The organism is Neoalteromonas flava (assembly GCF_002807685.1).
GTDB lineage: Bacteria > Pseudomonadota > Gammaproteobacteria > Enterobacterales > Alteromonadaceae > Alteromonas_E > Alteromonas_E flava.
On the sequence record NZ_PEAX01000003.1, the window covers coordinates 384,754 to 411,548 of the forward strand.

The window sequence follows — 26,795 nt, forward strand, 5'->3', positions numbered from 1 at the left end:
CAGCAGGCTTTGTGGCCTCTTGTAATCTACGGTTTGCTGATTTACCCTAATCGAACTCTTTAGCGTTTTGGACTTGTTGACTTCCAAAAGTGTCAATATACGTCTTGTCTGGCGTTTCGCCAGACACTAATTTATTGGGTACATTTAGGGTTGCGAAAGATACTTTTCTCACGATCCTTCGTCCCTCACGAGCGTGAGAAAACTATCTTTCGCTTCCGACAGTAAAGAGTGAAATGCGGGCTTGAACCGTATGTTTAGGGAACGTTGGTATTAAATGGATAAAGACTTTGAAAACGCAGTAATTGATGAGTTTGGCAAACTTCGTTGGCAACGTTTCAAAGTCAATCATATTAAGTCTCACATTTTCATGTGTGGCGGAGAAGTTGATGGTGGAAAAGCTATTCCGCCAAGCTTGAGAGATAGATTGTGCAGTTTCTCGTCAGTACAAGAAAACAAATCTGTTTTTAACGCTACTATTCTGGCTGAATCTTTTAAAGATTACTTCAAAGAAAATATTTTTAACAACCTGTTAATGTTTGAAGACGCTATAGCAAGTATATCGTCTGTTATTTTGATTTTTCTTGAAAGTCCAGGCTCACTAGTAGAATTTGGAATGTTTGCTAGTAGGCCAGAATTCTATCAAAAGCTAATTATAGTAGCACCGCACCAGGATATTCAGAAAGAAGATTCATTTATATTTCTTGGTCCACTAGAACATATCAAAAAACACAGCGAATCTTCAGTTCTAGTTTATCCATGGCCAGACAATAAAATAGCAAAGTATGACAATGAGCATTTACAAGACCTATACGATCACGTTAATAGCAAGTTACAGAGCATACCTAAACAAAGTAAGTTTAATAAAGACGAGTCGGGACATATGTCCCATTTGGTTTATGAAATTGTAAGACTTTCATATCCGATTTTATTCGGAGAAATAGAAATGGCTTTAATGGCTTTAGATCTGGAACAGGATCAGACGCAAGTAAGGCGTCATTTATACATGCTTGAAAAGCTTAATTTTATTGCTAAATTTATTTACGGTACTTACACGTTTTACTACCCATTGCTCGATGCGCGCAAAGCAATTCAGTTTGGAAAAGATAAAAACGATAGGATTTTAGATTCACTGACAATTCAGATGAGCATAAACCAGTCTTATGTTCTCAATGAAACAGATCAGGCTAGGAAACGTCGTACAGCAAAAAAAGAAATCCGAAAGTTACTTGTGGAGCAACAAAAATGAGTATTTTTGATTCAATTGTTGACTCACTCTGCACGTCACCAGAACATTTAAGAAATTTTGCTGCTACATCTCCATACCGCTATAAGGTGTATGACATACCTAAGCGTTCAGGGAGTGGTAAGAGAAAGATTGCACATCCAGCGAAACAATTAAAATACATACAAAGACTAGCCGTGCATGAACTAGAAAAGTTTTTTACACCGCATGAGTCTGCTTTTGCGTATGTTAAAGGTAAAAGTATAAGAGATAATGCCAAAGTCCATGTTCGAAACGAGTATTTACTGAAAATGGACTTTAAAGATTTTTTCCCCAGCATTACGCCAGAATTGTTTTTCGCGCAGGTAGAAAAGCTAGGTACAACGTTTTGCGACGAAGATAAAGTGTTTTTGTCAAACATACTATTTTACAAGCTGCGGAGTTACAGCAAATTAAGGTTGAGTATAGGGGCGCCAAGTTCGCCATTTGTATCCAATATAGTGATGCGGGAGTTTGACATAAAGATTTCTGAATTTTGCAAAACTAAAAGCATTGCTTATTCAAGGTACGCAGATGACTTATGTTTCTCTACCAATATTTCTGGTTTATTGTTTGAATTACCCAAATTAGTGACTAAGACTTTAAAATCTAATGGCTATGCTGAGCTAAAAATGAATCGTTCTAAAACAGTGTATTCTTCTAAAGGCCACAATCGACATGTAACAGGTGTCACTTTATCAAATGACGAAAAGTTGTCAGTAGGCAGATCTAAAAAGCGAGAGACTATTGCTAGGGTTCATCATTATTTGAACGGGAGATTAACACCTGAACAGGTGGAATCATTGCAAGGCTACTTGTCTTTCGTTTTTCACATAGAGCCTGAGTTTAAAATTAGATTGCATAAGAAATACGGAAATGAAGCAATTGAGATGCTTCTATCCGAAAGAAAAATTGATTAGATGATTTAACTTTGATCGTTCATAAAAGACTATTTGATTTTTGGTTAGTAACTCTTATTGATATATTTTTGACCGATTGAGCATGAAACAAGCCACCATGTCTAGTTCTCACACCGATTTGATTTAGTTTGTCTGCTACTTTTCTTAGTGAGTACCCGGACGTCAACATTGGCTCAATTATCGGCCACAGTTGAACTGCAAATTTGTTTGCCTGAACGCGTGAAGATTCATTTCGTTGATTTGTCAAATCTCGTAAGCCCCCAAGCTTTGCACCTTTCATTTTTTTCTCCGCTAATGCAGCTTTTGTACGTAAACTTATGAAATCACGTTCTTGCTCAGCTAAGGCTGCGTAGATGTGCAATTGAAACTTGTCGGCGTTGGGCATTGAAGCCACTCTGAAATTGAGCTGTTTATCTTCCAGCAAGGAGGCAATGAAGGATACCTTGCGGCTAAGGCGGTCAAGTTTTGATACAAGCAATGTAGCTCCACTTTTCTTGGCATGCAATATAGCCTCTGTGAGCTTCTCTCGCGATGAATCGCTACCACTATGCACGTCAGTATATTCAGCTATAACAGAGGCCTCTGAGGTGGCATTCTGAGTGAATAATGCTATATCACGACGCTGCGCTTGAAGGCCTAGTCCAGATCTGCCTTGCTCCTTCGTACTTACCCTCAAATAAGCTACATATGTTTCCATTGACATACTCTCTCTGTAAAAAATAACAACGGTGGTTGTGCTTTTTACATCGTAGGAAATTGGCGTTGTTTTGTCGGGTGATTTTTGTAAAACTCCGACGAAGTGTTATACGTAAGGACGAATCTATTGTCAGCTACAGCTACTATATCTCGTGGTTTAGCGTTAGATGACGCGATCTTTGGGACAATGAGTCGAGTACCCTATATAAACCCATATTACAAAGGGTACCAATTGATCAATGATGATCAGTTTAAAGCTATAACAGATAAACGCTTTTTATATAAAACGCTTACTGTTGATGAAAGGCTGGGTCACTGCGTCAATTTCGCGTTGAGAGCTTATATGAAGGTCTTACTAGACTATGCTGATAAGCAAGCCGATCTGACTGTGCAGTGTATCACAATTCGACTCGGAGACGAAACTGTAGAGAAGCTTAAGGCTATTGACGCTGCCTTCCAATCAGAGGAACGCGTTGATAAACCCATAGAGTACCTTGGGCGAAAACTGCGTGAGAGAGTTTTCAAGAAAGTGAAAGCAACTCATTACTGGTTTGTCGTAGAAAAAAGTGAAGAGGAAGCAGATCACATACACATTTTAGTGGCGCTACCCAATGGCAGTGAATCAACTACTCGAGAGTTGTTAAAGAGTGTGTTTGGTACTGGTGATGCGGGAAGCTCATTACTAAAACCGTCAAGCATCGCGATTACCAATACCTATACTCGGGAGCTATATCTGAAGTATATAGGTGACGATGAAGGGCAACTGCGTGAGCTAGATGCTGAGTTACTGGCGAATCCATTGTGGAGCAAAGTTGAAAAGAAAACTGCTGCAGGGAAAGTCGTGAAATATGAGGGCGTAGAGAGTCACGGAATCGATATTGGGATCGCTGATTACTTAGCAAAAGGAACAGGCAACAATCTGTTTGAATCAAGTAGGTATAATTTCAGTGTTTCTTCAGCGTTGAGGAAAGAGTCTGCTCAATTGATTGAAGAACAATTGGAGTTAAATAAAGCATTGAAACGTAAGTGGAAGTCGCGACCCACTGCGGAAGATGTAGCCGCTAGAGTCAGGGAAATTGAAGAAGCAGCTCGCGAGGCAAGAGAGCGAACAGTGGAACGGAATCGATTGAGAAGGATCAAGCGCGGGTTGTCAGTAAAGTAACCCACTTAGCTAAATACGCGCGCAGCACAATATGTGTCATTCATACACGGGGTGTTACGACCCTGTTTCCCTATTTTTACCCCGCTGGTACCCCTATATTTTATGAAGTGCCAATTCTTATAGGTAAGTTGAATGTAAAGTCCTAGGTATAATACTTACGCGAGGTAGATACCGTCATTCAAAAAGTTCAGTGTCCTACAACGAACCTTATACTTGGGTAATTGACTCTTGCTGACCTGAATTAGCAGAGCTGGTAGATCATATTGACGCATAGTACGTATATGGGCTAACGTGAGCTGGTGGATTGCATATCACAAGGACTAGGTTGTTGATGTTTACAGCCTCTCGTAAATTTACAATAAATGGATATTCACATGGATGTAGTTTCAGCCATATTTGCGACGTACATTGACGCTGTTTCAAACAAGTTTCACGATAGGTTAACTGACCAGTTCGGTACTGAAGTTCAAGCTAAAGTGGTTCAATATAATGGCCATAGCATTTCCTATTCACATCAGTTGTGGCGCATTCAAGATAAGTCGGTGTGCGGAACGATAGACAACGACCTCAATCAAAAGTCCAGATGCACTCAGGCAGCAAAAGCCATGTTTAATGAAATGTGTATGTATTTACAAAGTAACCCTCAGTCAGGTTGGCGTTATACAAAAACCAAGAATATGTACTGTAATGCAGCTACAAATTATAAGCCTGTAATTGCAACCGTGTCGTTTGATGAGCAGAGCGATAGCAAGAAGAAGCAGGAAGCGTGCAGTGTTGCAACATTGCGTGTTATGGAGAGCGCTACGGCTGAAAATATCAAAGCACGCGATATTGCGTGTAAGTGAGTATGTTTGCGCTTTATTGACTGTTACAGGTAACTTCTTGCCCGTCATTCTCGAGTGAGTGGTACTAATAATGGGGGCCGGTCAAGGCGACGCAGGGGCGTTAAAGGACCGAATCATTTTGGGGTACAGTTCACTAGTCGCCATTTACGAGTATAAATTTACTACTACTGCTTTTTTGTGGTGCAGCTCAACCACATCAAAGGTAAGATACTAGCCTTGCTTAAATTAGGGCAAGTTAAAAGTGGATGCACGCATCGTTATACTAAGGATAGGGCTTAACGGATATGAAGCTTCTCAATATAGGCTTTTTTGTAATAACAGCAGTACTCTCTTCAAACTTCAGTCATGCACAAGATAAAGCTAGTTTACTTGAGCAATATAAAGCTGAAGCGAAGCGCCAGGCTGAAAGTTTCCCTATTGCTATCAACGAAAGGAATCTTCTGCGAAATGCATTCATAGAAGGAACAACGCATGTTTTTGAAATACAGGTCATTGATAGGCTTGCATCGGATATTAGCGACGGCGAGAAAGCAAAAATTGAAAAGCAGCTTGATGGGACATTGGGAGCCCTCTACTGTAAAGATGGGACCAATGAAAGCGTTCCCCGTACATTAGGCGTAGCCATAGAGTACCGCTATCTGGATAAAATGTTGACGCCATTCCAGTCTGTCGTCTTCAGTCAAAATAAATGCGATGGTGTTACAGCAATCACTATGACTGATAGAACCGAAGATGAAATCCGCGTTGAAATGCAGATCCGAGAGCTGATGAAGGTTGGCACTGGTAGTGTAGAAGTGTGCAAAGAATATCTAGGTACAGGCATTTTATCAGTCTCTTTTAGCAATGAAGGCCCAAACAGAGCGGTTATTTGGGTTTCAGACGAGTACATAGTAAATACGATAATGTTTACTCTGGATAAATCTCAGGTGATTGAGTTTAGGGAAACTCTCAATGAAGCTGAAATAAAAGCGGCAAGTGCACCTAATTTAGAGAATTTGAATTTAAGTTCATTTGGGGCAGGTGCAAGCAAGGTCAAGCTGTTAGGGAAAAAAGGTCAAGTATATGGTTATTTTACTTACGCACAAACGGTTGATAGGGTGTATCTATCCTTAGATGCAAAAACAATTAATCACTGCCTATCTCAGATCACACCTTTCTTATAAAACCGTAAAGAAAAAAGTTTTGGACGGATCCTGTTATTCAAGAGTAATACGCCCATTCATTTTGGGTTTGATAGAGGATTTCAACCCGCAATTGAAGAAAATTGGGAGCCCAGCGAGTAATTTCTCAGCGAGTAGCAACTTGTTAGGCTTCGCCTGCGCGAATTGCTTGCTCCCTAAAATATTTCGCCAACTCTTGGTTCGCATTCTCGAATGCTTCCTTATTTTTACTTTCTTGCTTTATGGATGCCCTCAAAACAGAGATTTCCTCAGAGGAATGAAATTGCGCCAAAATCTCAAGCAGTTTGTTATCTTCAAGGAGTTCTGTAAATGTACTTCTCGAAGAGACCAGTGAGCCACCATATGGCCTAGATTTATAAGTGTCTTCAATGATTTTGTAGAAAGCTTTCATTCTGCCTCTTCCACGCTCACTCAACGCCAAGTAGTTCCTATAGAGCGTTGAGTCTTTTTTAAAGAGACTTCCTTGGGATCGAATCAACTTTACGCACAAATGATACTGACCTGAATAGTATAGCCATTGCATCTTGTAGACAAAACGCTCCCTATCTAGTGGACTATAATTTAGCACTAACTTTTGAAGGTGGCAGAAAAGCTCATATAGCTCGAAAAAATTACGATGGCGGTAGCTGATGGATGGGTCAACCGGGCGGATAACTCGTCCATTGACCTTGGTTCTGCAGTGCCTTTCTAGATCGCGCTTGCCGAAGTGATACACATGAATTTTCTCCCTTACCTTCTCAAGAAGAATAAGCTCTTCAGCGGTGGCATACGTGTGAAAGCTGAGTACCTTGTTAGCTAGTTCATCAATATCTAAGGTCAGATCTTGGATATCTTCCCCCACAACAAGAAGAGCATCTTTTACGCGGGGGTCGTAAAGATAAGACTCATTAAGACACTTGTTCTGAAGTCCAAGTAGTATGTCATCTTCAGAAAGATTGCCTGCACGAATTTTTGACTGGAAGAAAGATGGACTATGGGTGCTATGACGCATAACCAAGTCAAACAACGAGAATAATTTTTTGTATGCGTCAAATAGCGCAAGCTCAACAATCGGCCTTAGCTTCTTTCTACGTTTTCGCTCTGGTAGATATGAGAATACCAACCAAAAAAACATTGCCGCGACCAATGAGAGCAAAATAGGGAGCAGTATGTTGCTTTGCTCAGCCCATGCATCAAGGGATGTGAGCCACTCTCGCGTATGGTCACGAATGATATCTGCCAGTTTTTCCGAAGACTCCATTTCCGTAATCCATTTCTTGTGGCCTTCACGCATTATTAAGCGGGGCGAAATTGTTGGCTAAAATCGCGAGGAACGAATCTAGCCAACTGTTTAGTGTCCGTTTGAGCAATTTGTTAGGTGAATATAGTACCAATGTAATTTAATACTTTATTACAATAAGTTAATAATGGCGCTAAGTATGATTTTGCAGCATCAATTTTATCCACAGCGGTTAAAAATGTGCCTATGACCAGCAAGAATGTCAAGAAAGCCATCCATCTCTGCAAGCTAACTTGTTGCCGCTGAATCACTCTATTATTTTCAGCATTAGCTAATTTTTCTTTGGTTAAAGTGAAATAATGAATCCCATTTCCTTTCATTTTGTATAGTGGATCAGGATCATGATTTGCTGAGATTTTTTGAATCTCTTTATCTTCTACACATGAATCTAAAATCCATTCCAGCGATTGTGATACTTTCTGATAAATTTCAATTTTCCCTAAGTAATGATTTCCGAAAATAAGCTGTGATAGTTCACTTTTTCTGAAAGTGCCTTTGCGCAAAAAATCATCACTATTCATTAGAGCTTCATAAATTTCGAATTTGGATCTAAGAGGTGTTCTTATTCTCCTGTGAATACGTTGCTTATTAACAAAGCTCTTAAACTTATAAAAAAGTATTTCTATATATATAAGCCTAAATTTTCTTAACAGGTATAGCCTAATTAAAGTAAGTAATGAGCATTTTCGCTCTCTTAAATCCCATAACCCAAAAAACAAGTTCACATCAATTCGTGAGTACATCAAGAAGTCAGCCGACAATAGAGTCGGTTGCCATTCAACATCATGTATGCTCTTCTTGACTCCAGCTAAAATATTGCCCCATCTCTTTCCATTTTTAATGGGCATAAATTCACATTTAATCTCTAATGCACCGCGACTGTTTTCTGGGATCTTGGAAATATCTTCATTCGTACCTTTGGGTATAAAAATATGGACTTCGTAAAAGTCATTTCTTTTAGCTTCATCCGAGGTCAGTGAAAATTGACTTGGGCAGATATGTTTTGAGAAGTAGCAAATTAAATGAAATCTAATATTGTTAATTAATAAATTAAACATCGGACCCCATAGCTAGACTTTGAAAATTCACATAGCGCTCCGTTTAAAGGGGACAAACATGCCCCGAGTGGGCGAATAAAAACTTTTGTTATATGCAATTACCGTATACATTTTTTTATCATATGCCCACAGATCGCAGCTAACCCCCAAAAGACAAATGAGAAAGCCACCATGCCAAATAAAGGGCCATATGGAAATTCGCGGTAAACTTTACTTTGTTCTGAAATGAGTGTCTCAAATACAGCATAAAAAATTGCAATTCCAGCTAAAGAGAAAAACAAGAATCCGATGAGCATAGTAAAAAACACGATTGGTTTTTGAAGTCTTTCAAATAGTAAACCAGCTAAAATAGCCTCAATTAAACCCACTTTTGCATCCTTGGCATATAACAATTTAATAGTGCGCAAATTGCGCATATTTCTATTAATCCTACTCTTGCTGTTATCCATAATGCCATGATTAGTAAGTTTCTGAAAGCCAGAGGATACTATGCTTTCGATGCAATAGCGGTATTTGCGATTTGGACAAAAGGGAGTGATTGGGTCGTTTTCCTGAATATGGGAGCAAACGTCTGTTTCAAACAGTCAATACAAAATTATTTACGCTTTGTATCCCTAGGTAGACGTCTAATTCATTGAATTTGTTACCACCGAGCAGGGAATGAATCTTGACCATTTTGACGTATGCGTATGTCTGCTTCACGTATATTGCCGAATCTGACAATTTCTCGATTATTAACGTAAGTAAATTTAAAAAGAACTATCCCTTACGTCTGTTCGTAAACCTTGAAAATGCTATCCCACTTAAATCATACTCATAGTCAATAGCATCCATATACTGCTTCAATGTAGCTATATCAACGCCGTGATTATAAACACGGTTTCTTGTCCCAATCTGCTCGTGACCAGTAAGGTAGTGGTGCATTGAATCAGGCAAATACTGACCACCTATTTGCGTTTTGTTCACTCGTGTAACGAAAGTATGGCGCATTGAATGAAGTGATACTTTGGAGCCATTCTCATTTGTTTTACCTATACCAACGTACTTTAAGAAATAATCGTTGAACCAGAGGGACGCTTTCTCCCCAATTGGTTTATTTTTCATACGATGAAGGTCATTCAGCACAAATTGATGTTCGCTTAAGCTAGATACGAAGTTCAAAAAGCCTGCATTAATTATAGTTTGGGGAATTGGTATGATTCTCTCAGACCACTTATTCTTTTTGCCTTTTTCTAATCCATTTTCAGCATGTTTTGGGTTGTGCCATTTGCTGTTTATGTCAAATACCCATGCTCCATCCATTTGGTAGATATCTTGTTTCTCTAGGCTTGCGATTTCGCCGACTCGCATTCCGGTAGTTAATGCAATCAATGGTAACCAAAAGTGAAAGTCCTTAGGCTTCTCTCTCGATCTGAGGTGGTCGCTATATAGATAACTACCAAGCATATTTTTGAGTTGTTGGGCATTGAACTCGGTTTTGACGATCTTGTTTGCCTCAAGCACTCTCTTACTGATTTTCAGGTAGCTAGAGTAGTCCTTTGAATTTAAATGCCTAGAGTGTATCCACGTTAAGAATGAGCGCACTGCTGAAAAGTGAGAGTTTAGGCCCTCAGGTGCTAAGACTCTCGCATGCTCTTGGGTAGCTAACTGTCCCCACCAATCTGCAATTAGAGCAGACTCTACAGGTCGTGATTTTGGAAACCTCACGTTTGCGGGAAGTTTTTCTAAGATTTCTCTATAGCGTTGAACATCTTTGCCCGAAATGCTTTGCGTGAGCGTCTCTAAGCCCATTATTTCGACAAAGCGCAATAAGTATAGTTTTTTCATAGAAAGCGTGCGAGGGCGCCATTCAGGCGCTTTGGTAGAAATATAGGTCTTAAGAGCTGATTTTAGCGTCTCGTTATCAACCGCATTGTCGTCATCCACGCGACCCGAAGAAGCCAGTGCATCAATGATGGCTGCACTTTTCTTATTGCGTGTAGACTGATGGCGTAGCTCTGACTGGAGTTGTCTATTTTGATCAGCTAACTCACTAAAGTGTCTGACTACCTGTCTCGTTCTTAATACTGTTCTCCAGTGTGGTGCGTTTTCAGAAACGCTATTTATCAGGAAATCGATTTCATTTTTGATTGCCTTGATCAGTTGAGCTTCCCGTTGATGATTCATGTCGTCGCTACCTAATAACACGCACTTAAAATTGTTGATGAGTGGCATGATATTGAAGTAACGAATTTTTGCTACACAGAAAAATTGGGTATGTAGCGAGAAGCGAAATTCTCTGCGTCCGCTTTTCCTAGGGCAAACAATGCGAATGTAGTAAGTGTGATTTCTGTTCGTTAGAAGGTAGGGAAGCTTCTGCATGTGTGACACCTTTGTGTGACACTACTCGCAATTTCCACAGTGTTGGTTGATGTAACCCTCTGATTTTCAGAGGGTTAATCTAGAAGGTGGTGGAGCTGGCGGGATTTGAACCCGCGTCCAGAAAGTGTCTACCGTCGGTACTACATGCTTAGTTTGTCATTTATTTAACCTCGTGGAACTCCGACAAACAGGATTTCCTTGCGGCTGGCCTGATACTATTTCGCGGTTCAACCTCAGACAAGTTTCCCTCGCTATCCTGCTTATATGACCTTCCGAATCCCCGCTAGCAGAAAGAGACTGAGGTGGAAGGGCCTATACCGGTTATTAAGCGGCTAGTGCGTAGTTTTCGTCGTTTGCGACTATTTAATTGCGGCTTTTTAAAGAGGCAAACCGCACCTCTGCATGCACCTAAAGCGTCTCAAATCCTGTCGAATCCTAATCAGCCCCAGACCGCATAGTCTAGCATAGGGTGGGGTTAAAATTCTAACGACTTTGAATCACGTAGCGTTATTTTTTGACGAATTGGCGCTTTTTTAAGCGCATTAGGAAAAGGCCTCCAAAAATAGCAAGTAACGTAAAGGCGGCTGGCTCAGATACGGGCTGTGCGCTCAATGATGTTGGGGCACCTGTTACCACTATGTTATCTAGGAAGTTACCCACTGTACCAGAATGCGGTTGTACCGAAGAGAACAATAACGTTGTCGTACTTGACGCCGCACGGAATGTGGCGTTGAAAAACGACCACTCTCCAACTATGTGATCGGTCATTATTTGCTCAAAAAAGTTCGATTGCCCATTTGATAGAGACACTTGGAAAGCTTCATCGTTTGAGCGGCGCGCGCGGTAGAAAAAGGATAAGTCATAAAGACTGTTTACCGTGGTATTGAAACTTTGCGCAATGGTGAATTGTTGACCGCTATTGGCGTGTGCATTTAGTTCTGCGAATTGAGTTCCGTCAACCGCTTTAACACCTAGGAAATCATCCCAGATTTCAATGTTGCTGCCTGTCCAGCCATTCACATCAGCAGAATAAAACCAACGCCAAGTGCCTGGATTAACAGCATTATCTTCAAAGCTACCATTAACAATTAGGTTGGCATTTGCCGTCGCTGCAATAGCGCTAAGCAATACAAAAGTACAAATCTTTTTCAACATGGATTTTAGACCTCAGACCAAAATTTGCGCGATCGTATCAAGTAGGTGAGGTCTGATAAGTATTAATATTCATACGTGTGTATTGCGGAGGGGAGCAGCTAATCACATCGTCGTTAATGCTTGGATAATCTTCGCTGCACTAACATTTTGACTGCTTTCCCAAGTGGTTCTTAACAATTGATTGAGCGCAGTGAACTGACGTTGCTGTGTTTGTAGTTTAACTATTTGCATACTGCTATTGGCCTTAAAGTCCACTTTGCCCCTATAGTAGTGCTATTCGAATTAAAACCCAGTATGTCTATGAGCGTAATTGAACAACCTTTTACCTTTGCCAGCGGTCTAGTTGTCAAAAATCGTTTAGTAAAAGCCGCGATGGAAGAAAATCTAGCTACAGCCCAGCAGTTGCCTGGTGATGAGCTACAACAACTATATGCCCAATGGGCAAAGGGCGGTGTAGGGATGATCATTACCGGTAATGTAATGGTTGATCATCTCGCTATGACGGGCCCAGGCGGCGTTGTATTAGAACAGGGAACGCCATTAGAGCCCTTTCAACAATTAGCTTCGATTGCACAACAAAATAACACTAAAGTGATTATGCAAATCAATCATCCTGGACGCCAAGTGTTTAAGAAAATGGGCGGTAAAGTGTTATCCCCCTCAGACGTTGCTTTGGATATGGGAAAACATTCCAAGTTATTTGCGCAGCCCAAGCCTATGAGTGAAGACGAAATAGCGGACCTAATTGAACGTTTCGCAACAACTGCTCAATTAGCTGAAAAGGCCGGTTTTGATGGTGTTCAAGTGCACGCGGCTCACGGTTATTTATTGGCGCAATTTTTATCGCCTTTAACCAACAAGCGCGGTGACCAGTGGGGCGGAGAGCTAGCGAATCGAGCGCGTCTATTGTTAAGCGTAGTAGCGAGGATCAAGGAGGTCTGCAATGCACAATTCAGCGTCTCAGTTAAATTGAATTCGGCTGATTTTCAACGCGGTGGATTTGACATAGATGATGCCGAGAGTGTGGTAAAAATGCTTGAGCCTTTTGCTATAGATTTTGTTGAACTCTCTGGCGGTAGTTATGAAGCACCGGCTATGCAAGGCCGCACCGCTGATGATCGAACACTGGCTCGCGAAGCCTATTTTTTAGAATTTGCACAGAGAATAGCCAAGAGCACACAACTCCCCATCATGACTACCGGTGGCATTAGCCGATTTGCGACTGTGCAGCGCGTGCTGCAAAGTGGCGTTTGCTTGGTGGGTATGGCGAGTGCACTGGCCTTTACGCCTGATTTAGTGAATCTATGGCGCGAGGATACCAGTACCCAAGGCATTATTCCAAAGGTTACCTGGCAGGATAAAACCTTAGCCGGATTGGCAACTATGGCGATTATTAAACGTCAGTTACGGCGCATGAGCAAAGGTCAGCAACCGTCATATACTGATTCACCCCTATGGAGTTTAGTGCTCGATCAGGTACGTTTGGCTAAGCTAACTAAACGTTATCGCCGTCGCTTTGCTGCTGAAGTGAAGTAACCGAATTCGATGCAGCGCGCAGTTTACGCGCTGTGTTTCATAACGCGCTCTTTCTGACGCGCCCAATCACGGTCTTTGACGGCATCGCGTTTATCATGCGCCTGTTTACCTTTAGCCAGATAAATTTCGACTTTAACCCAACAGGCTTTCCAGTACATGGCGGTGGCAACAATAGAGTAGCCTTGACGATCACGAGCGCCCATCAATTTGTCGAGTTCACGCTTATTTAACAGCAGTTTACGGTCTCGAGCAGGCTCACAGATTACATGGCTAGATGCCTGGTTTAGCGGTTGAATGGTACAGCCCAACAAATACGCCTCACCTTTATCGATGGTGACGTAAGTATCAGTAATACTGACTTTACCGGCGCGGATGCTTTTTACTTCCCAGCCTTGTAATTCAATGCCAGCCTCGAATTTATCTTCTAAGTGAAATTCGTGACGCGCTTTTTTATTCTTGGCAATAGTGCCTGGATTTGAATTTTTCTTTTTCATGGGCGCATTATACTGCAGTCAACGCTATTGTCTGCATAGTTTACGCATAAATCACAGACACTTGTGCACTTTTTCTTGGCGTCTTTCATGTTAAACTGCAACTCGTCAAAGGTATTGTTTATTGAGGTTTCATGCCAAGCATACAACGAAGTGCGTTAGTGGCATTCAGTGCTGAATCAATGTTTGAGCTTGTTAATGATGTCGAGTCATATCCTGAGTTTTTACCGGGGTGCGCGCAAAGTCGAGTCGAGAAAAAATCAGGCTCGATGATGCAGGCCTCGTTATTGATCGCAAAAGCAGGCGTTAAACAATGGTTTACGACGCACAATGAGTTAGTTGCGAATCAGCGCATAGATATGCGCTTAGTTGAAGGTCCATTCAGTCATTTAAGTGGTGCATGGCATTTTATTCCCCTATCTGAATCAGCCTGTAAAATAGAACTGAACTTGACCTTTGAATTCAGTAGTCGATTAGCTCAAGCGGCGTTTGGGAAAATATTCAATAGTATCGCCGCCAATATGGTGGATGCGTTTACCAAGCGCGCTAAGCAGGTGTATGCCTAATGACTAACAAGATCTCCATAGAAGTTGTTTATGCGCTACCGGAAAAACAAACATTGTTGCCGATTGAAGTTGCCGCCGGCAGCACAGTACAGAGTGCTATTGAACAAAGTGGTATTCTGGCAATGTATGCGGATATCGACCTGAATGAAAATAAGGTTGGGATCTGGAATCGAACTGTAAAACTCACAGAAACGCTTACCGCAGGCGATCGTATCGAAATTTATCGTCCATTAATTGCCGACCCTAAAGAAGTCCGTAAACGTCGTGCTGAAAAAGCCAAAGAAGAAGGGCGAGCTGATAAAGTAACTGGCGGTCGCCCTAACAAGCTAAGAAGCAACTGAACGTCTTCAGGTACTAGTATTTACGCCGCTGTAATCCGGTAGTGGCCAATATCTTGGCCGATATTTCCTCAATTGAGTATTTCGTCGAATTTAAAAACGGGATCTTTTCTTTACGATACAGGTTTTCGACTTCACGCAGTTCCATCCGGCACTGTTGAATAGAAGCATAGCGACTGTTGGCGCGTCGCTCGGACCGGATTTGATGCAGTCGGTCCGGTTGTATGGTTAAGCCAAATAGCTTGTTCTTGAAGCGTCGCAATGTTGGCGGCAATTTTAACATATCACCCATGTCTTCTTCGGTGAACGGGTAGTTTGCCGCTTTGATCCCATACTGCAACGCCAAATACAGGCTAGTTGGTGTTTTGCCGCTCCGCGAAACGCCCACTAATATAATGTCGGCTTCGTGGTAGTCCTTCAAATTCGAGCCATCATCATTCGCTAATGCATAGTTAACCGCTTCGATCCGAATATCATAGGTTGTTTCGTGAATGCTATGGGTTCGGTGCTTCTCTGGTTTTGAAGGAACGCCCAGCACTTTCTCTAATGGCGCGACGAATTGGTCAAGAAAGTTGTAATTGATGCCAACCGAGGTTGCAACGATTTTGCGGACTTCGGTATTTACGATGGTATAAAACACCAAAGGGCGTTCACCACTTTCTTGAAAACTTTCAGAAATTTTTGTTAATACTTCGTGAGCTTGTTCTTCAGTTTCAACAAAAGGGATGGTGACATGTTCGAGTTTTAGCGGGAAAAGTGACAGTAAAGCATGGCCAAACACTTCAGAAGTAATGGCTGTACCATCAGAAATATAAAACGCGGTGCGCACAACATCTCCTTAACATTGTTGTAAATTTATTACAGGTGGAAATTAAATTTTACTTTGATATCAACAGCATTCTAAAATCGCTGCCAATAATAAGCAGGCCTGCAAAGTTTAATAGAATGTAAGGCAGCAGTACTAAAAACACAAACCCTAAAATTTAGCAATAAAATAGCCGGAGGCTTCAGTAGTGCAAGAGTACGTACTTTGGTATCAGCAGTTAGGTATGCATGATGTGGGTAGAGTGGGCGGCAAGAACGCTTCTCTAGGAGAAATGATTTCTAACCTGGCTAATGCGGGTGTACAAGTGCCGGGAGGTTTTGCGACTACTGCCTCAGCGTTTAATGAGTTTTTAGATCAAAGTGGCCTTGAAAAGCGTATCCACGAACTTCTTGATGCGCTTGATGTGGATGACGTGAATGCGTTGGCGGAAGCGGGCAAAACTATCCGCGATTGGATCATCGAGACCCCGTTCCAACCCGCGCTGGAAGACGCAATCAAAGACGCGTTTAATACCCTACAAGGGGATGCAGGTGACCAAGCTTCATTTGCGGTGCGTTCTTCCGCTACAGCAGAAGATATGCCGGATGCGTCATTTGCGGGTCAACAAGAAACGTTTTTGAATGTTAAAGGCTATGATGCTGTCATGGTCGCCATTAAGCACGTATTTGCCTCGCTGTTTAATGACCGTGCAATTTCCTACCGTGTTCACCAAGGCTATGATCACAAAGGCGTAGCACTTTCTGCCGGTATCCAACGTATGGTGCGCAGTGACATCGCTTCATCCGGCGTAATGTTCACTATCGACACTGAAAGCGGTTTTGAAGACGTTGTGTTTATCACTAGTTCATACGGCTTGGGTGAAATGGTCGTACAAGGTGCAGTAAACCCCGATGAGTTTTATGTGCACAAGCCAACTCTAAATGCAGGTCATCCGGCCATTGTGCGTCGGAACTTGGGCAGTAAGTTAACTCAGATGATCTACTCTGAGGATATGGCACACGGCAAGCAAGTCGAAATTGTTGATATTGAAAAAGCACAGTCGATGCAGTTTTCGTTGACTGACGATGAAGTGATGGAGCTTGCTAAGCAGGCGCAAATTATTGAGCAACACTACAAGCGCCCAATGGACATTGAATGGGCTAAAGACGGTGTTGATGGCAAATTGTATATCGTTCAAGCACGTCCTGAAACGGTGCGTAGTCGCGAAGACATGCAAGTGATCGAGCGATACCAGCTTAAAGGTCAGGCCTCGATTGTATGCGAAGGTCGCGCAATTGGTCACAAAATTGGTTCTGGTCAAGCTAAAGTGTTAGCGTCAATTGAAGAAATGGACAAAATCCAGCCGGGTGATGTGTTAGTCACAGACATGACTGACCCGGATTGGGAACCGATCATGAAAAAAGCCGCAGCCATTGTTACAAACCGTGGTGGACGCACCTGTCATGCTGCAATCATCGCGCGTGAGTTAGGTATTCCTGCAGTGGTTGGTTGTGCCAATGCGACGGATTCAATCCAGACCGGTGATACTGTTACGGTGTCTTGTGCTGAAGGTGATACAGGTTACATCTATAATCAAGCACTCGATTTTGATGTGGTAACGTCACGTATCGATGCAATGCCTGATCTTCCGTTGAAAGTCATGATGAACGTGGGTAATCCGGACCGTGCTTTTGACTTCGCACGTCTGCCAAATGCAGGTGTTGGTCTTGCTCGTTTGGAATTTATCATTAACCGTATGATTGGTGTGCACCCTAAAGCGTTGCTCAATTTTGATGACCAACCTGAAGATTTAAAAGAAGAAATCTCGGATATGATCGCTGGGTATGCCTCCCCGGTTGAGTTTTATATTGAGAAGTTAGTCGAAGGTATCTCTACTATTGGAGCTGCTTTTTCACCGAATAAGGTGATTGTGCGTATGTCTGACTTTAAATCGAACGAGTACTTTAACTTGGTCGGTGGTTACCAATACGAGCCGGATGAAGAAAACCCAATGTTGGGTTTCCGTGGCGCAAGCCGCTATATCTCAGAAGATTTCCGTGATTGTTTTGCACTTGAATGTGAAGCGATTAAACGCGTTCGCAATAAAATGGGTTTGACCAACGTTGAGATCATGATCCCATTTGTGCGCACGCTGGAAGAAGGTCGAAAAGTTATTGAGCTACTTGCAGAACAAGGCCTCAAACAGGGTGAAAATGGCTTACGTGTGATCATGATGTGTGAGTTACCATCGAACGCATTGTTAGCCGATCAGTTCTTAGATATCTTCGACGGATTCTCGATAGGTTCTAATGACTTAACCCAGCTGACCTTAGGATTAGACCGTGACTCTGGGGTAATCGCACATTTGTTCGATGAACGTAATGAGGCGGTTAAAGCGTTACTTGCGATGGCGATCAAGGCCGCTAAAGCGCGCGGTAAGTATGTTGGGATCTGCGGTCAAGGACCTTCGGATCATGAAGATTTCGCCGCTTGGTTGGTCGAGCAGGGCATCGATAGTGTTTCATTGAACCCTGACACAGTGGTAGAAACCTGGCTTTATCTTGCCGAGAAGCACGGATAATTCAGATAGTTAATTTAACAAAGCCCCTGAACAGGGGCTTTGTTTTGTGTCTGTCTTTATTCTCAATAACCCGCAACGCTTTACGATTGTCGAATGTAGCGGTTTAGTGTAGGGTGAAAAGAAAAAATCTTGCCTGTGTATGAAAGATAATTCTCCTCAAGTGACTGCCAATGGACTGTCGCTTGATCAACAAGAACTGACCGGCTACCTCTACAGTCATTTACTCAATGGCGTGCTGATCACTGGGATCACCTATTTTTCCTTAATCTTTCTTTTTGCCGGTGAGGCACCGACTTATCTGCGTACGACGTTAGCGGGCGCTATGGGCGGGGTGCTGTTACTGCGCCTGATTGATTGGCTATATTGGCGGGTGAATCAAACACAGGTAGGTTATTCCAACGCCGCAAAGCTTAGATTTAAATGTCTGGCGACCTGCACTGCGCTGTTATGGGCCGGTGGCGCTGTAGTGTTATTTAACTATCAAAACATAGAAGAACGCTACTTTACGTTGCTTGCGTTAGGCTCAATGACCGGTGGGGCCGTAATTGTATTATCCGCCAGTCGCTATCTATCGTTGCTATTTCCAACTTGTTTATTATTACCGATCAGCCTTGTTGCGTTGTCTAGCTCTGAAGGTGAGTTGTTCAAAGTCGGCGTGCTTGGCCTTATATACTGGCTATTGATGATCAATGTGAGTCGACGCGCCGCAGAAATCACCCGCCAATCTGTTTTGTTTAAGAATCAACAGGTCACACTACGCCGACAGATAGAATCAGAACGGAACGAATTGGCCAAAGCGTATTCTCAACTGCGTCAGGCAAATCAACAGCTTGACGAGGTTAACCTAACCCTGGAAGACAAGGTTGCTGAACGCACCAAAGCGATTGAAACTTTGTCTAACTTAGATCCATTAACAAACCTTCTTAATCGCACAGCATTTTCTGCAGCCTTAACAGCTGAGCTTAATAGTGCGTCCGAGCAAGCGATCCTCTTTGTTGATTTAAACGGATTCAAATCCATCAACGATGCTTTAGGTCATCACGTGGGGGATTTGGTTCTGCAAGAGATTGCACAACGCTTAGATCAAATTATGTTGGCAGGTTTATTATGCCGTTGGGGCGGCGACGAATTTGTTATCGCGTTGCCTTATGCTGAGCGTGAGCGGGTACAAAAGTTTGCTCAACGCATATTGGATGTGGTGAGCGAGCCCCTTGATATTGCCGGAAACTCACTTAACACCGATGCCAGTATTGGTATTTCATTGTTCCCTGAGCATGACGACTCTCCCACGATTTTGGTGCAAAAAGCCGATGTTGCTATGTACAAACTCAAACGAGAGCAGGGTGAAGGGGTGTTGTTTTATGATAGCGAGCTTAAATCAGAGGTAGTCCAAGAACAAAAGTTAATTGCTGGGCTGAAGCAATCAATCAAGCAGCACCAAGTATTTATGGTTTATCAACCCATTGTGTATGCTGAGGGCGGAGATTTATGGGGCGTAGAAGCATTGGTTCGTTGGCAGTTTTATACTGACCTTGTTAGGCCCAACGACTTTATTCCGCTCGCAGAAAAAACCGGGTTTATATTAGAGCTGGGGCTTTGGGTACTTGAGCAAAGTTGCGTTGAAGTGCTACAGCAACCCTTGCTTGCAGGTAAGCACCTCTCGGTTAATGTTTCGCCACGGCAATTAAGCGGTGATCAGTTTTTACCGCGGCTTAAGCAAGTATTAACGCGAACGGGTTTTCAGGCACAACAACTGCATTTGGAAATTACTGAAACTGCGTTGATGGAGAATCAACAACATATCCTGCATACGCTGAATGAAATAAGAGCGCTTGGCGTTGGATTGTCGATTGACGATTTTGGTACCGGTTATTCAAACTTTACTCAGTTAACACGTTTGCCAGCGACCACCATTAAAATTGACAAAGCCTTTGTGGATCCTGCGAGTAGTTTTCAGGATGTGATTGTGCGAGCGTCACTTTTTATCGCCCGTGAGTTTAAATACCAAACGGTAGCCGAAGGGGTTGAAACTGAGGCTCAAGTCAACTACTTGCGTGATAAACAAGTGACCTTGTTACAGGGATATTATTTCGCTAAACCCATGCCAGCTGATGAGTTTCCGCAATGGTACGCAGAGTATTCTAAAGGTTTGACTAGCGCCGACTAAGTAGCCATGCGTCGAGTTTGCGTGCGCCGAGTGTCATTCCGCGCTGGGCTTTGCGTAACCACTTGCGCGGCAGTGCATGGTCGATGCTGAGAAGGACCAAGCCAATTAACACCAATAAAATTGACCCAGGCACAATAGTAAAAATCACGCCTATCGCGAGCAAACTAGCACCAATGGTAGTACGTAGGGTTTTTGCTAACATATCTTCTCCGTGTTAATACCTCACCATAGCAGACCCTTATTACACCGTTCGAGCACAATTATGTTAGTAAATATTTCCGCAATGTCGCTCAATTGCTGTATGGCTTCCACAGCTGTATTGATCCTAGGAGGCCTGCTCCTTAAGTAGGTTGGCAATTTGTGTGATAAAGGAGCGTGTCCAAACTACGCATTACTTTGTTGTCGCGCTAACAGGCGAATACTTTTCTCCTGGCGCGTCAATCCGCACTAAATCGAGTAAAAATGTTCAGCAAAGCGTTGCGTGCTTTAGTATACTTTGCGCTCGTCGTTTTAAGGAGTTAGTCGCTTGATTTTGCCCGTTGTGCCGCCTGAAAGTAGTGTCGCTAGTGAATATATGGCGTACTTAGATGCGTTGCGGAATTCTTCTTTTTCAGGTGATATTGAGCATAGTTATTCTAGCCGCCTCGCTGTCGCGACGGACAATTCCATTTATCAGGCGATGCCGCAAGCGGTCGTGTATCCACGTAGTATTGCTGATTTGCAACGCGTCGGTCAGCTTGCCAGTGAGATGCCAGCGATTAAGTTTTCTGCGCGTGGTGGTGGCACCGGTACCAATGGCCAATCATTAACGCACGGTATTGTTGTTGATATCAGCCGTTATCTCAATCAGGTGCTTGAGATTAATGTTGAGGAGCGTTGGGTAAAAGTTCAAGCCGGTATCGTCAAAGACGCATTGAATGACTTTCTGCGTCCTTATGGATTCTTTTTCTCGCCGGATCTCTCCACCAGTAATCGCGCTACTTTGGGCGGAATGATCAATACCGATGCTTCGGGCCAAGGCTCTTTAGTCTACGGCAAAACCAGTGATCATGTGCTTGGATTGACTGCTGTACTGGCGAATGGTGAGGTGCTAAAGACAGCTCCGCAGAGTATTTCTGACACACAAACATTTGCGCTAACAGATACTGTTGGTCGTATTTATCAGCAGGTTATTGATAGTTGTGTTGGGAAGCGTGACGCAATAATGGCAAAATTTCCACGTCTAAACCGCTTTCTCACCGGCTACGACCTAGAGCATGCGGTAGATACTGACTTAGCACACGTTGACGTTACCCGCCTCCTTACAGGCTCCGAGGGATCTCTGGCATTCATTGCAGAAGCTACACTCGATATCACCCCAATCCCAGCCTATAAAGCGTTGGTAAACATCAAATACGATAGCTTTGAGTCGGCCTTGCGTCATGCGCCTGCTATGGTGGCAGCTAACGCCACATCGGTGGAGACCGTTGACAGCAATGTGCTCGATTTAGCCCGTACCGATATCATTTGGGAAAGCATTAAAGATTTGATCAGTGACGTGCCAAACAAAGCCCTACTCGGGCTCAATATGGTCGAGTATAACAGCGAATCAGAAGAGGAAATCACTACTCGTATCAATGCGTTATCAAAAGCATTGGACGAAGCTATTGAACAGCAGTCTGCAGGCGTGATTGGCTATCAGATCACCTTTAACGGCGCTGATATAAGCAAAATCTACGCGATGCGCAAAAAAGCGGTAGGACTGTTAGGCAAGACCAAAGGCGCGCGCAAGCCCATTGCATTTGCCGAAGATACTGCGGTACCTCCAGAGAACCTAGCTGATTTTATCTTAGAGTTTCGTGCCTTACTCGACAGTCACCAGTTACATTACGGCATGTTTGGTCATGTGGACGCTGGCGTTTTACACGTTAGGCCAGCGTTGGATATGTGTGATCCAGAACAAGAGAAATTGATGCTCCAAATATCTGATCAAGTCGTTGCTTTAGTGGCAAAATACGGCGGTCTGATGTGGGGAGAGCATGGCAAGGGATATCGCAGTGAATACGGGCCGGCATTTTTTGGTGAAGAGCTGTTCACGGAATTACGTAAGATAAAGACCGCGTTTGACCCACACAATCAAATGAATCCAGGCAAAATATGCACGCCGATGGATTCGTCAGAGCAACTGGTGCGGGTCGCAGATCCAAAACGTGGTCATCTTGACCGAACCATCCCCATTCAGTTCAAGCAAGCGTTTGAACCCGCTATGAGCTGTAATGGTAATGGCCTATGTTTTAATTATGATGTTACTTCTCCCATGTGCCCGTCGAGTAAGATCACGCGCGATCGACGTCACAGTCCGAAAGGGCGTGCGAGCATGATCCGTGAGTGGTTACGGTTATTGGCTAGGCAAGGAGTAGATGTTGCAATGTTGGAGCAGCAATCATTCAGTACTTCAATATGGGAACGATGGGTCAATACCCGCAAAACTCCCAAAGACGCAGACTTCTCCCACGAAGTTTTGGAAGTGATGGACGGCTGTTTGGCGTGTAAATCCTGCTCCAGCCAATGTCCGGTGGGCGTTGATGTGCCCGATTTTAGAGCGAAGTTCTTAAGTATTTATTATCAGCGCTATATGCGTCCGGTGAAAGATTACTTTGTAGCCAATGTTGAACGCTTAGCCCCTCTAATGGCCGCCTTTCCGCGTTTGTTCAATGTATTGCAAGGCAATAAACTCAGCCAATGGCTACTTACTAAAACCATTGGCTATGTGGATACGCCTCAGCTTTCCAGCCCCAATTTAAAGCAGCGCGTCGAACACCTTTGCGACGCTTATGAGTTTAAGCGCTTTGCGGGCATGTCTGCAGAAGAGCGCACTCAGTATGTGTTTATTGTTCAAGACCCTTTTACCTCGTTTTACGATGCAGAAGTTGTCGCGCATTTTGCTGAGCTAGTACTAGCACTTGGATTAAAGCCAGTGCTTATACCCTTTACACCCAACGGTAAGCCGCAGCATGTTAAAGGCTTTTTAGATCGATTCGCACGCACCGCACAAAAAACCGCGAAGCTTTTAAATCAGCTCCATACGTTGGGTATACCCATGGTTGGAGTTGATGCATCGTTAGTCCTTTGTTATCGCGATGAATACAATAAAATTCTCAAGGACAAACGTGGTGATTTTGCGGTTTTAACTGTTCAGGAGTGGCTGATAGACGCAGTCGAACAAGTAGAATTTGCAAAAGTGCAAGTGCAATCACCAGCGATTAGCTATCGATTATTAAGTCATTGTACTGAGAAGACCGCTCTGCCTGCGTCTGAGCGACTTTGGACAGAGATATTTGCTAAACTAGGACTAACGCTAAGTGCGACAGCCGTCGGGTGTTGCGGCATGGCCGGAACCTACGGTCATGAGCAACAAAATTTAGCCAATAGTCAGGGGATTTATAACCTCAGTTGGGCCCCGATTGTGGGTAATGCCAATCCAGAAACAATTTTAGCGACAGGGTATTCTTGTCGCAGTCAGGTAGGTCGCTTTGCCGACTTTAAACCGCTTCATCCATTGCAAGTGTTAGCACAACACTTGCGTCAACAATCAGTAGGATAGTTATGCAACAACAAACACCACAAAACCAACAACAACTCGGTGAATGGGCGAAGGAACAATTCCAAAAAGCCAACAAGCATTTGGCGGAAAATGGCTTGTTATTTGAATCTGTTGTTGCCGAAGAAAGCCGCTATTTAGCGCCTTTAATTGCGGTTTGGAAGATCAATACCAGTGATAGTAAACAATTATGGGTGGTAAGCGGTGATCTGCCTGTTGATTTTATTCCGGCCTCAGTAGCCGCTGACGCTCGTGCGGCGTTAAAACATTTTGCCCTAAAATGGCAATTGCAAGCTGAGAACATTCGCTTGCAAGTCACCAATGATAAGACCCAGCTTGATTATGCGACCTTGCTGGAAGCTCGCGCTGAAAACTTGTTTGAACTCGAGGGACAAGATCGTCTTTGGCAGCAACAGTAGATCTTTAACACCTTAACGGCGTGAAAAGGTTTAATCGAGAGTGTAAAAGCCACAAGAAATTAACTCACCTAAAAGTTGAGATAATTCAGCGTCTAATTCTGGCTCAGTGGTGGTATACATTGTGTGCTGCGGTTGATTTAACAGCGGTTCGAGATTAGGGCGTAACGACATAGTAGCGCCCATTTTCTCACCATTGATGAAAAACCAGAAAACAGAACCCGACTGCTTATCTGCATAAATAGGGCGCAGACCCTCTCGGCGATTCAGGGTTAATCCAGAAACCAACGACTGTGCAATAGTCTCTTGCGCAATCGCTTCTCCCTCAGTATCAATGTGCTGCACGCTCAATGCGGCTAGCAGAGCCGTAGTTACAGCCTCTGAATTGATGGTCGCGCACATTTGCTGCTTTAGACGGCTAAGTTCCTCTGCTGATACCTGTGCGGGCAAAGTGGCAAATTGGGGGCTTGGATCCTGGTAGCGTTGGTTAGCAATCGTCTGTTGCATGATCCCGTCAAGAACCGCTCCAAATAAAAGCTCACTGTCTGGTGCACGGTACCCGACGGAGTAAGTTATCGCATCGACTAACGTTTCACCTTTATGTGGCCAATTTGGCGGAATGTAAAGAACATCGCCAGCTTCACAAATACAATCAATTACCGCGGTAAATGGTGGGACGTGGCGTAGACCGTTATTGATCACCTCTTTTTCACTGGAAGGCATACCTACTTGCCATCGGCGCTGACCCTTGCCCTGCACTAAAAATACATCATACTGATCCACGTGCGCTCCAACACCTGCACCGGGCACGCTAAAACTGATCATGACATCATCTGAGCGCCAATAGGGAATAAAATCGAAGGCTTGAGCCAATGCATCTATCGCAGGGAAGTCCCGGTCGGTCGCTTGGACCAATAAACTCCACTTGCCTTGCAAAACGTGGTTAAAGTCTTTGAATGGCCCTTGTTGAGTATGCCATTCACCAGTATCTAATTGGCTCACAATGCGACTATCGACATGTTCTTCCTGGCTTAAGCCTGCAAGGTCATGTTCGTCGATCGGATCATCAAACGCGGGTAGCAAACCACGTAATAAGCAGGGTTTCTGTTGCCAATAGTTGGTGAGAAAGTCAACGCTATTAAAATCAGTTCGGATCACGGTTTGTATAGGTGGATGATTGTACAAAGTTCAGAGCTTAACACAGAGACTTTATGTTTGCTGCGACAACTCCATCCAGCCGTTTAGCCTGAGCGTGACTGTCGCTGAGCAGCCAGTAGCAGGTCACGATACCTAAGCCTTTTAATGCTTGTGGACCTCGTCGACTAGTCAGCAACTGCGCTTTTACTTGTTGATAGGTTACCGGACAAATCTGTATTTGATTAGGTATACAACTGTGTTCCAAGCGAGATGCGAGCAGCATTGGCTTTCCCCACAAGTCGTAGCCTAACATTTTTCGCCCAATGCGCCCGGCGACAACTTCACCCGTGGCGATACCAATGCGCAAATGACACCGGTCAGTGTATTCCGTGATGGCTTGGTTAAAGTAAGCTCTTATCGCTAATGCACAAAGACATAACGCTAGCGCATTTTGCTGCTCAAGCGCTTTTTGATCGGTTTGCGAGCCTATACATGCTAACCCGCTGGCAACAATGTATTCATCACCGTTGGTTTTGATGCGGTATAGACCATATGAGTTTACTAGCCGATCAAATTCACAATAAAACTGATGTAATAAGGCGTGTTGTTCTGCGGCATTGCGCTGGTTTACTAGGTCGCAAAAGTTGCTCATGTCGATAAACATTACCGCGATATTCTGCAATTCTTGATACAGAGTCGTCGTTTTAAAAGCGCCACTTTGGATATGCGTGTGATTGGTTTGGCGAGTGAGAGACATTTGACGGCGACGCCCCCTAATATCATGCTGAGCGCGGCGTATTTGATCAGCGCAACAAGCACTTAGTAGAGCCACTAGCACACAATTGTTAGCGGTCAAGAGTAGGGTAGTGACAATCCCAAAAGCAAATTGGGTATGCAGTATTTGCCACTCTACAATAGCAAAAGCGCTTACAATGGTTACTAAATAAAACTTATGCGATCGAAGGTCTTGCAGTGCTGCGAAGCGATAACCCAACAATGCCAGCACGGTACACAAATAAAACAAAGCATGTATTAGCCACAACGTCGGAAATACAGTATCTGTGTGCACAGCGGTTACAACTTGAAAGACAAAAACCAACAAAGTAATCATGATGAATACTGATTTTGCAGGCAAATGTTTAACGAGGGCGCTGGAGCGGGCAATCTGCTCCCTATTGCTCAATTGCAAGCGCAGCAGTGATCTTACTGTATCGAGCATAGACTATCCTTAGCCAACCTGAGTTAGCTAAGGATAATCAT

At 43.4% G+C, this 26,795-nt stretch carries 24 protein-coding genes and 1 other RNA gene; 12 read left to right on the top strand and 13 right to left on the bottom strand.

What is annotated here, in order from left to right; all coding sequences use genetic code 11:
* The first annotated feature begins 274 nt into the window (after nt 1-274).
* Entirely contained in the window at nt 275-1,246 is a 972-nt protein-coding gene (locus tag CSH92_RS07765; RefSeq protein ID WP_100657046.1) for a retron St85 family effector protein, read from the top strand.
* Complete coding sequence (locus CSH92_RS07770; protein WP_100657047.1) at nt 1,243-2,181, top strand: retron St85 family RNA-directed DNA polymerase; 939 nt, start codon at nt 1,243-1,245, stop codon at nt 2,179-2,181. Before CSH92_RS07765 ends, CSH92_RS07770 begins: the two co-directional genes overlap by 4 nt.
* A gap of 19 nt (nt 2,182-2,200) precedes the next feature.
* On the opposite strand, the gene CSH92_RS07775 is transcribed toward CSH92_RS07770, so the two are convergent.
* Nucleotides 2,201-2,878: a recombinase family protein gene (locus CSH92_RS07775; protein WP_100657478.1), complete on the bottom strand. Its 678-nt coding sequence runs from the start codon at nt 2,876-2,878 to the stop codon at nt 2,201-2,203.
* Nucleotides 2,879-3,220: 342 nt separating this feature from the next.
* Here CSH92_RS07775 and CSH92_RS07780 point away from each other — a divergent pair, with 342 nt between their 5' ends.
* The 3 genes from CSH92_RS07780 to CSH92_RS07790 all read left to right on the top strand — a co-directional run bounded on the left by CSH92_RS07780 (nt 3,221) and on the right by CSH92_RS07790 (nt 6,047).
* On the top strand, nt 3,221-4,039 hold the full coding sequence (locus CSH92_RS07780; RefSeq protein WP_124916939.1) for a hypothetical protein: 819 nt from the start codon (nt 3,221-3,223) through the stop codon (nt 4,037-4,039).
* Between the two features lie 374 nt (nt 4,040-4,413).
* On the top strand, nt 4,414-4,884 hold the full coding sequence (locus tag CSH92_RS07785; protein WP_100657049.1) for a hypothetical protein: 471 nt from the start codon (nt 4,414-4,416) through the stop codon (nt 4,882-4,884).
* A 284-nt stretch (nt 4,885-5,168) separates the two neighbouring features.
* Complete coding sequence (locus CSH92_RS07790) at nt 5,169-6,047, top strand: hypothetical protein (protein ID WP_100657050.1); 879 nt, start codon at nt 5,169-5,171, stop codon at nt 6,045-6,047.
* Nucleotides 6,048-6,189: 142 nt separating this feature from the next.
* Here the strand turns inward: CSH92_RS07790 and CSH92_RS07795 are convergent, their stop codons facing one another.
* From CSH92_RS07795 to CSH92_RS17310, 7 genes are all read right to left on the bottom strand, one after another.
* Nucleotides 6,190-7,305 (bottom strand): hypothetical protein, encoded by a 1,116-nt coding sequence (locus CSH92_RS07795; protein ID WP_124916940.1) that lies wholly within the window; start codon nt 7,303-7,305, stop codon nt 6,190-6,192.
* Between the two features lie 113 nt (nt 7,306-7,418).
* Nucleotides 7,419-8,402, bottom strand: coding sequence for a hypothetical protein (locus CSH92_RS07800; protein WP_100657052.1), 984 nt, complete (start codon nt 8,400-8,402; stop codon nt 7,419-7,421).
* A 98-nt stretch (nt 8,403-8,500) separates the two neighbouring features.
* Nucleotides 8,501-8,818 carry a hypothetical protein gene (locus CSH92_RS07805; RefSeq protein WP_100657053.1) on the bottom strand — a complete coding sequence of 106 codons (318 nt, stop codon included), beginning with the start codon at nt 8,816-8,818 and terminating at the stop codon, nt 8,501-8,503.
* A gap of 343 nt (nt 8,819-9,161) precedes the next feature.
* Nucleotides 9,162-10,763, bottom strand: a complete 1,602-nt coding sequence (locus tag CSH92_RS07810) for a tyrosine-type recombinase/integrase (protein WP_100657054.1) — start codon at nt 10,761-10,763, stop codon at nt 9,162-9,164.
* Between the two features lie 87 nt (nt 10,764-10,850).
* Nucleotides 10,851-11,210, bottom strand: a transfer-messenger RNA (tmRNA) gene (gene ssrA / locus CSH92_RS07815).
* A gap of 60 nt (nt 11,211-11,270) precedes the next feature.
* A complete protein-coding gene (locus CSH92_RS07820; RefSeq protein WP_100657055.1) occupies nt 11,271-11,918 on the bottom strand; it encodes a DUF642 domain-containing protein in 648 nt (215 codons plus the stop codon).
* Nucleotides 11,919-12,020: 102 nt separating this feature from the next.
* Nucleotides 12,021-12,149, bottom strand: a complete 129-nt coding sequence (locus CSH92_RS17310) for a hypothetical protein (protein ID WP_276307861.1) — start codon at nt 12,147-12,149, stop codon at nt 12,021-12,023.
* 63 nt (nt 12,150-12,212) lie between these two features.
* Between CSH92_RS17310 and CSH92_RS07825 the strand changes: the two genes are divergently transcribed.
* A complete protein-coding gene (locus tag CSH92_RS07825; protein ID WP_100657479.1) occupies nt 12,213-13,454 on the top strand; it encodes an NADH:flavin oxidoreductase/NADH oxidase family protein in 1,242 nt (413 codons plus the stop codon).
* A gap of 23 nt (nt 13,455-13,477) precedes the next feature.
* Here the strand turns inward: CSH92_RS07825 and smpB are convergent, their stop codons facing one another.
* Nucleotides 13,478-13,948 carry an SsrA-binding protein SmpB gene (smpB, locus tag CSH92_RS07830; protein ID WP_100657056.1) on the bottom strand — a complete coding sequence of 157 codons (471 nt, stop codon included), beginning with the start codon at nt 13,946-13,948 and terminating at the stop codon, nt 13,478-13,480.
* Nucleotides 13,949-14,079: 131 nt separating this feature from the next.
* Here smpB and CSH92_RS07835 point away from each other — a divergent pair, with 131 nt between their 5' ends.
* Nucleotides 14,080-14,511 carry a type II toxin-antitoxin system RatA family toxin gene (locus tag CSH92_RS07835; protein ID WP_100657057.1) on the top strand — a complete coding sequence of 144 codons (432 nt, stop codon included), beginning with the start codon at nt 14,080-14,082 and terminating at the stop codon, nt 14,509-14,511.
* The gene (locus tag CSH92_RS07840; RefSeq protein WP_100657058.1) at nt 14,511-14,852 is read left to right on the top strand and encodes an RnfH family protein; all 342 of its coding nucleotides are present in this window, start codon (nt 14,511-14,513) and stop codon (nt 14,850-14,852) included. Before CSH92_RS07835 ends, CSH92_RS07840 begins: the two co-directional genes overlap by 1 nt.
* A gap of 13 nt (nt 14,853-14,865) precedes the next feature.
* On the opposite strand, the gene ppsR is transcribed toward CSH92_RS07840, so the two are convergent.
* Entirely contained in the window at nt 14,866-15,678 is an 813-nt protein-coding gene (gene ppsR, locus CSH92_RS07845) for a posphoenolpyruvate synthetase regulatory kinase/phosphorylase PpsR (RefSeq protein WP_100657059.1), read from the bottom strand.
* Nucleotides 15,679-15,862: 184 nt separating this feature from the next.
* Here ppsR and ppsA point away from each other — a divergent pair, with 184 nt between their 5' ends.
* Nucleotides 15,863-18,235 (top strand): phosphoenolpyruvate synthase, encoded by a 2,373-nt coding sequence (gene ppsA, locus CSH92_RS07850; protein ID WP_100657060.1) that lies wholly within the window; start codon nt 15,863-15,865, stop codon nt 18,233-18,235.
* A gap of 139 nt (nt 18,236-18,374) precedes the next feature.
* Nucleotides 18,375-20,402, top strand: a complete 2,028-nt coding sequence (locus CSH92_RS07855; RefSeq protein WP_100657061.1) for a putative bifunctional diguanylate cyclase/phosphodiesterase — start codon at nt 18,375-18,377, stop codon at nt 20,400-20,402.
* Here the strand turns inward: CSH92_RS07855 and CSH92_RS07860 are convergent.
* On the bottom strand, nt 20,389-20,604 hold the full coding sequence (locus CSH92_RS07860) for a PGPGW domain-containing protein (protein WP_100657062.1): 216 nt from the start codon (nt 20,602-20,604) through the stop codon (nt 20,389-20,391). The two genes, CSH92_RS07855 and CSH92_RS07860, sit on opposite strands and share 14 nt — an antisense overlap.
* A gap of 327 nt (nt 20,605-20,931) precedes the next feature.
* On the opposite strand from CSH92_RS07860, the gene ydiJ reads away from it, so the two are divergent.
* Both ydiJ and CSH92_RS07870 read left to right on the top strand, forming a co-directional pair.
* On the top strand, nt 20,932-23,985 hold the full coding sequence (ydiJ, locus tag CSH92_RS07865) for a D-2-hydroxyglutarate dehydrogenase YdiJ (protein WP_476692333.1): 3,054 nt from the start codon (nt 20,932-20,934) through the stop codon (nt 23,983-23,985).
* 2 nt (nt 23,986-23,987) lie between these two features.
* Entirely contained in the window at nt 23,988-24,401 is a 414-nt protein-coding gene (locus CSH92_RS07870) for a DUF4826 family protein (protein WP_100657063.1), read from the top strand.
* Nucleotides 24,402-24,431: 30 nt separating this feature from the next.
* Here CSH92_RS07870 and CSH92_RS07875 read toward each other — a convergent pair whose 3' ends face one another.
* Both CSH92_RS07875 and CSH92_RS07880 read right to left on the bottom strand, forming a co-directional pair.
* The gene (locus tag CSH92_RS07875; protein WP_100657064.1) at nt 24,432-25,583 is read right to left on the bottom strand and encodes a JmjC domain-containing protein; all 1,152 of its coding nucleotides are present in this window, start codon (nt 25,581-25,583) and stop codon (nt 24,432-24,434) included.
* A 10-nt stretch (nt 25,584-25,593) separates the two neighbouring features.
* The gene (locus tag CSH92_RS07880; protein ID WP_100657065.1) at nt 25,594-26,754 is read right to left on the bottom strand and encodes an adenylate/guanylate cyclase domain-containing protein; all 1,161 of its coding nucleotides are present in this window, start codon (nt 26,752-26,754) and stop codon (nt 25,594-25,596) included.
* Nucleotides 26,755-26,795 lie beyond the last annotated feature (41 nt).

Excerpts from the sequence above, each read along its gene's own strand:
- CSH92_RS07880 (WP_100657065.1), bottom strand. The coding sequence starts at position 26,754 with ATGCTCGATACAGTAAGATCACTGCTGCGCTTGCAATTGAGCAATAGG.
- CSH92_RS17310 (WP_276307861.1), bottom strand. The coding sequence starts at position 12,149 with ATGCAAATAGTTAAACTACAAACACAGCAACGTCAGTTCACTGCGCTC.
- CSH92_RS07790 (WP_100657050.1), top strand. The coding sequence starts at position 5,169 with ATGAAGCTTCTCAATATAGGCTTTTTTGTAATAACAGCAGTACTCTCT.
- CSH92_RS07855 (WP_100657061.1), top strand. The coding sequence starts at position 18,375 with ATGAAAGATAATTCTCCTCAAGTGACTGCCAATGGACTGTCGCTTGAT.
- CSH92_RS07860 (WP_100657062.1), bottom strand. The coding sequence starts at position 20,604 with ATGTTAGCAAAAACCCTACGTACTACCATTGGTGCTAGTTTGCTCGCG.
- CSH92_RS07775 (WP_100657478.1), bottom strand. The coding sequence starts at position 2,878 with ATGGAAACATATGTAGCTTATTTGAGGGTAAGTACGAAGGAGCAAGGC.
- CSH92_RS07835 (WP_100657057.1), top strand. The coding sequence starts at position 14,080 with ATGCCAAGCATACAACGAAGTGCGTTAGTGGCATTCAGTGCTGAATCA.
- CSH92_RS07805 (WP_100657053.1), bottom strand. The coding sequence starts at position 8,818 with ATGCGCAATTTGCGCACTATTAAATTGTTATATGCCAAGGATGCAAAA.
- CSH92_RS07780 (WP_124916939.1), top strand. The coding sequence starts at position 3,221 with ATGAAGGTCTTACTAGACTATGCTGATAAGCAAGCCGATCTGACTGTG.
- CSH92_RS07840 (WP_100657058.1), top strand. The coding sequence starts at position 14,511 with ATGACTAACAAGATCTCCATAGAAGTTGTTTATGCGCTACCGGAAAAA.
- smpB (WP_100657056.1), bottom strand. The coding sequence starts at position 13,948 with ATGAAAAAGAAAAATTCAAATCCAGGCACTATTGCCAAGAATAAAAAA.
- CSH92_RS07820 (WP_100657055.1), bottom strand. The coding sequence starts at position 11,918 with ATGTTGAAAAAGATTTGTACTTTTGTATTGCTTAGCGCTATTGCAGCG.
- CSH92_RS07770 (WP_100657047.1), top strand. The coding sequence starts at position 1,243 with ATGAGTATTTTTGATTCAATTGTTGACTCACTCTGCACGTCACCAGAA.
- CSH92_RS07825 (WP_100657479.1), top strand. The coding sequence starts at position 12,213 with ATGTCTATGAGCGTAATTGAACAACCTTTTACCTTTGCCAGCGGTCTA.
- CSH92_RS07765 (WP_100657046.1), top strand. The coding sequence starts at position 275 with ATGGATAAAGACTTTGAAAACGCAGTAATTGATGAGTTTGGCAAACTT.
- CSH92_RS07800 (WP_100657052.1), bottom strand. The coding sequence starts at position 8,402 with ATGTTTAATTTATTAATTAACAATATTAGATTTCATTTAATTTGCTAC.
- CSH92_RS07810 (WP_100657054.1), bottom strand. The coding sequence starts at position 10,763 with ATGCAGAAGCTTCCCTACCTTCTAACGAACAGAAATCACACTTACTAC.
- CSH92_RS07785 (WP_100657049.1), top strand. The coding sequence starts at position 4,414 with ATGGATGTAGTTTCAGCCATATTTGCGACGTACATTGACGCTGTTTCA.
- CSH92_RS07870 (WP_100657063.1), top strand. The coding sequence starts at position 23,988 with ATGCAACAACAAACACCACAAAACCAACAACAACTCGGTGAATGGGCG.
- CSH92_RS07795 (WP_124916940.1), bottom strand. The coding sequence starts at position 7,305 with ATGGAGTCTTCGGAAAAACTGGCAGATATCATTCGTGACCATACGCGA.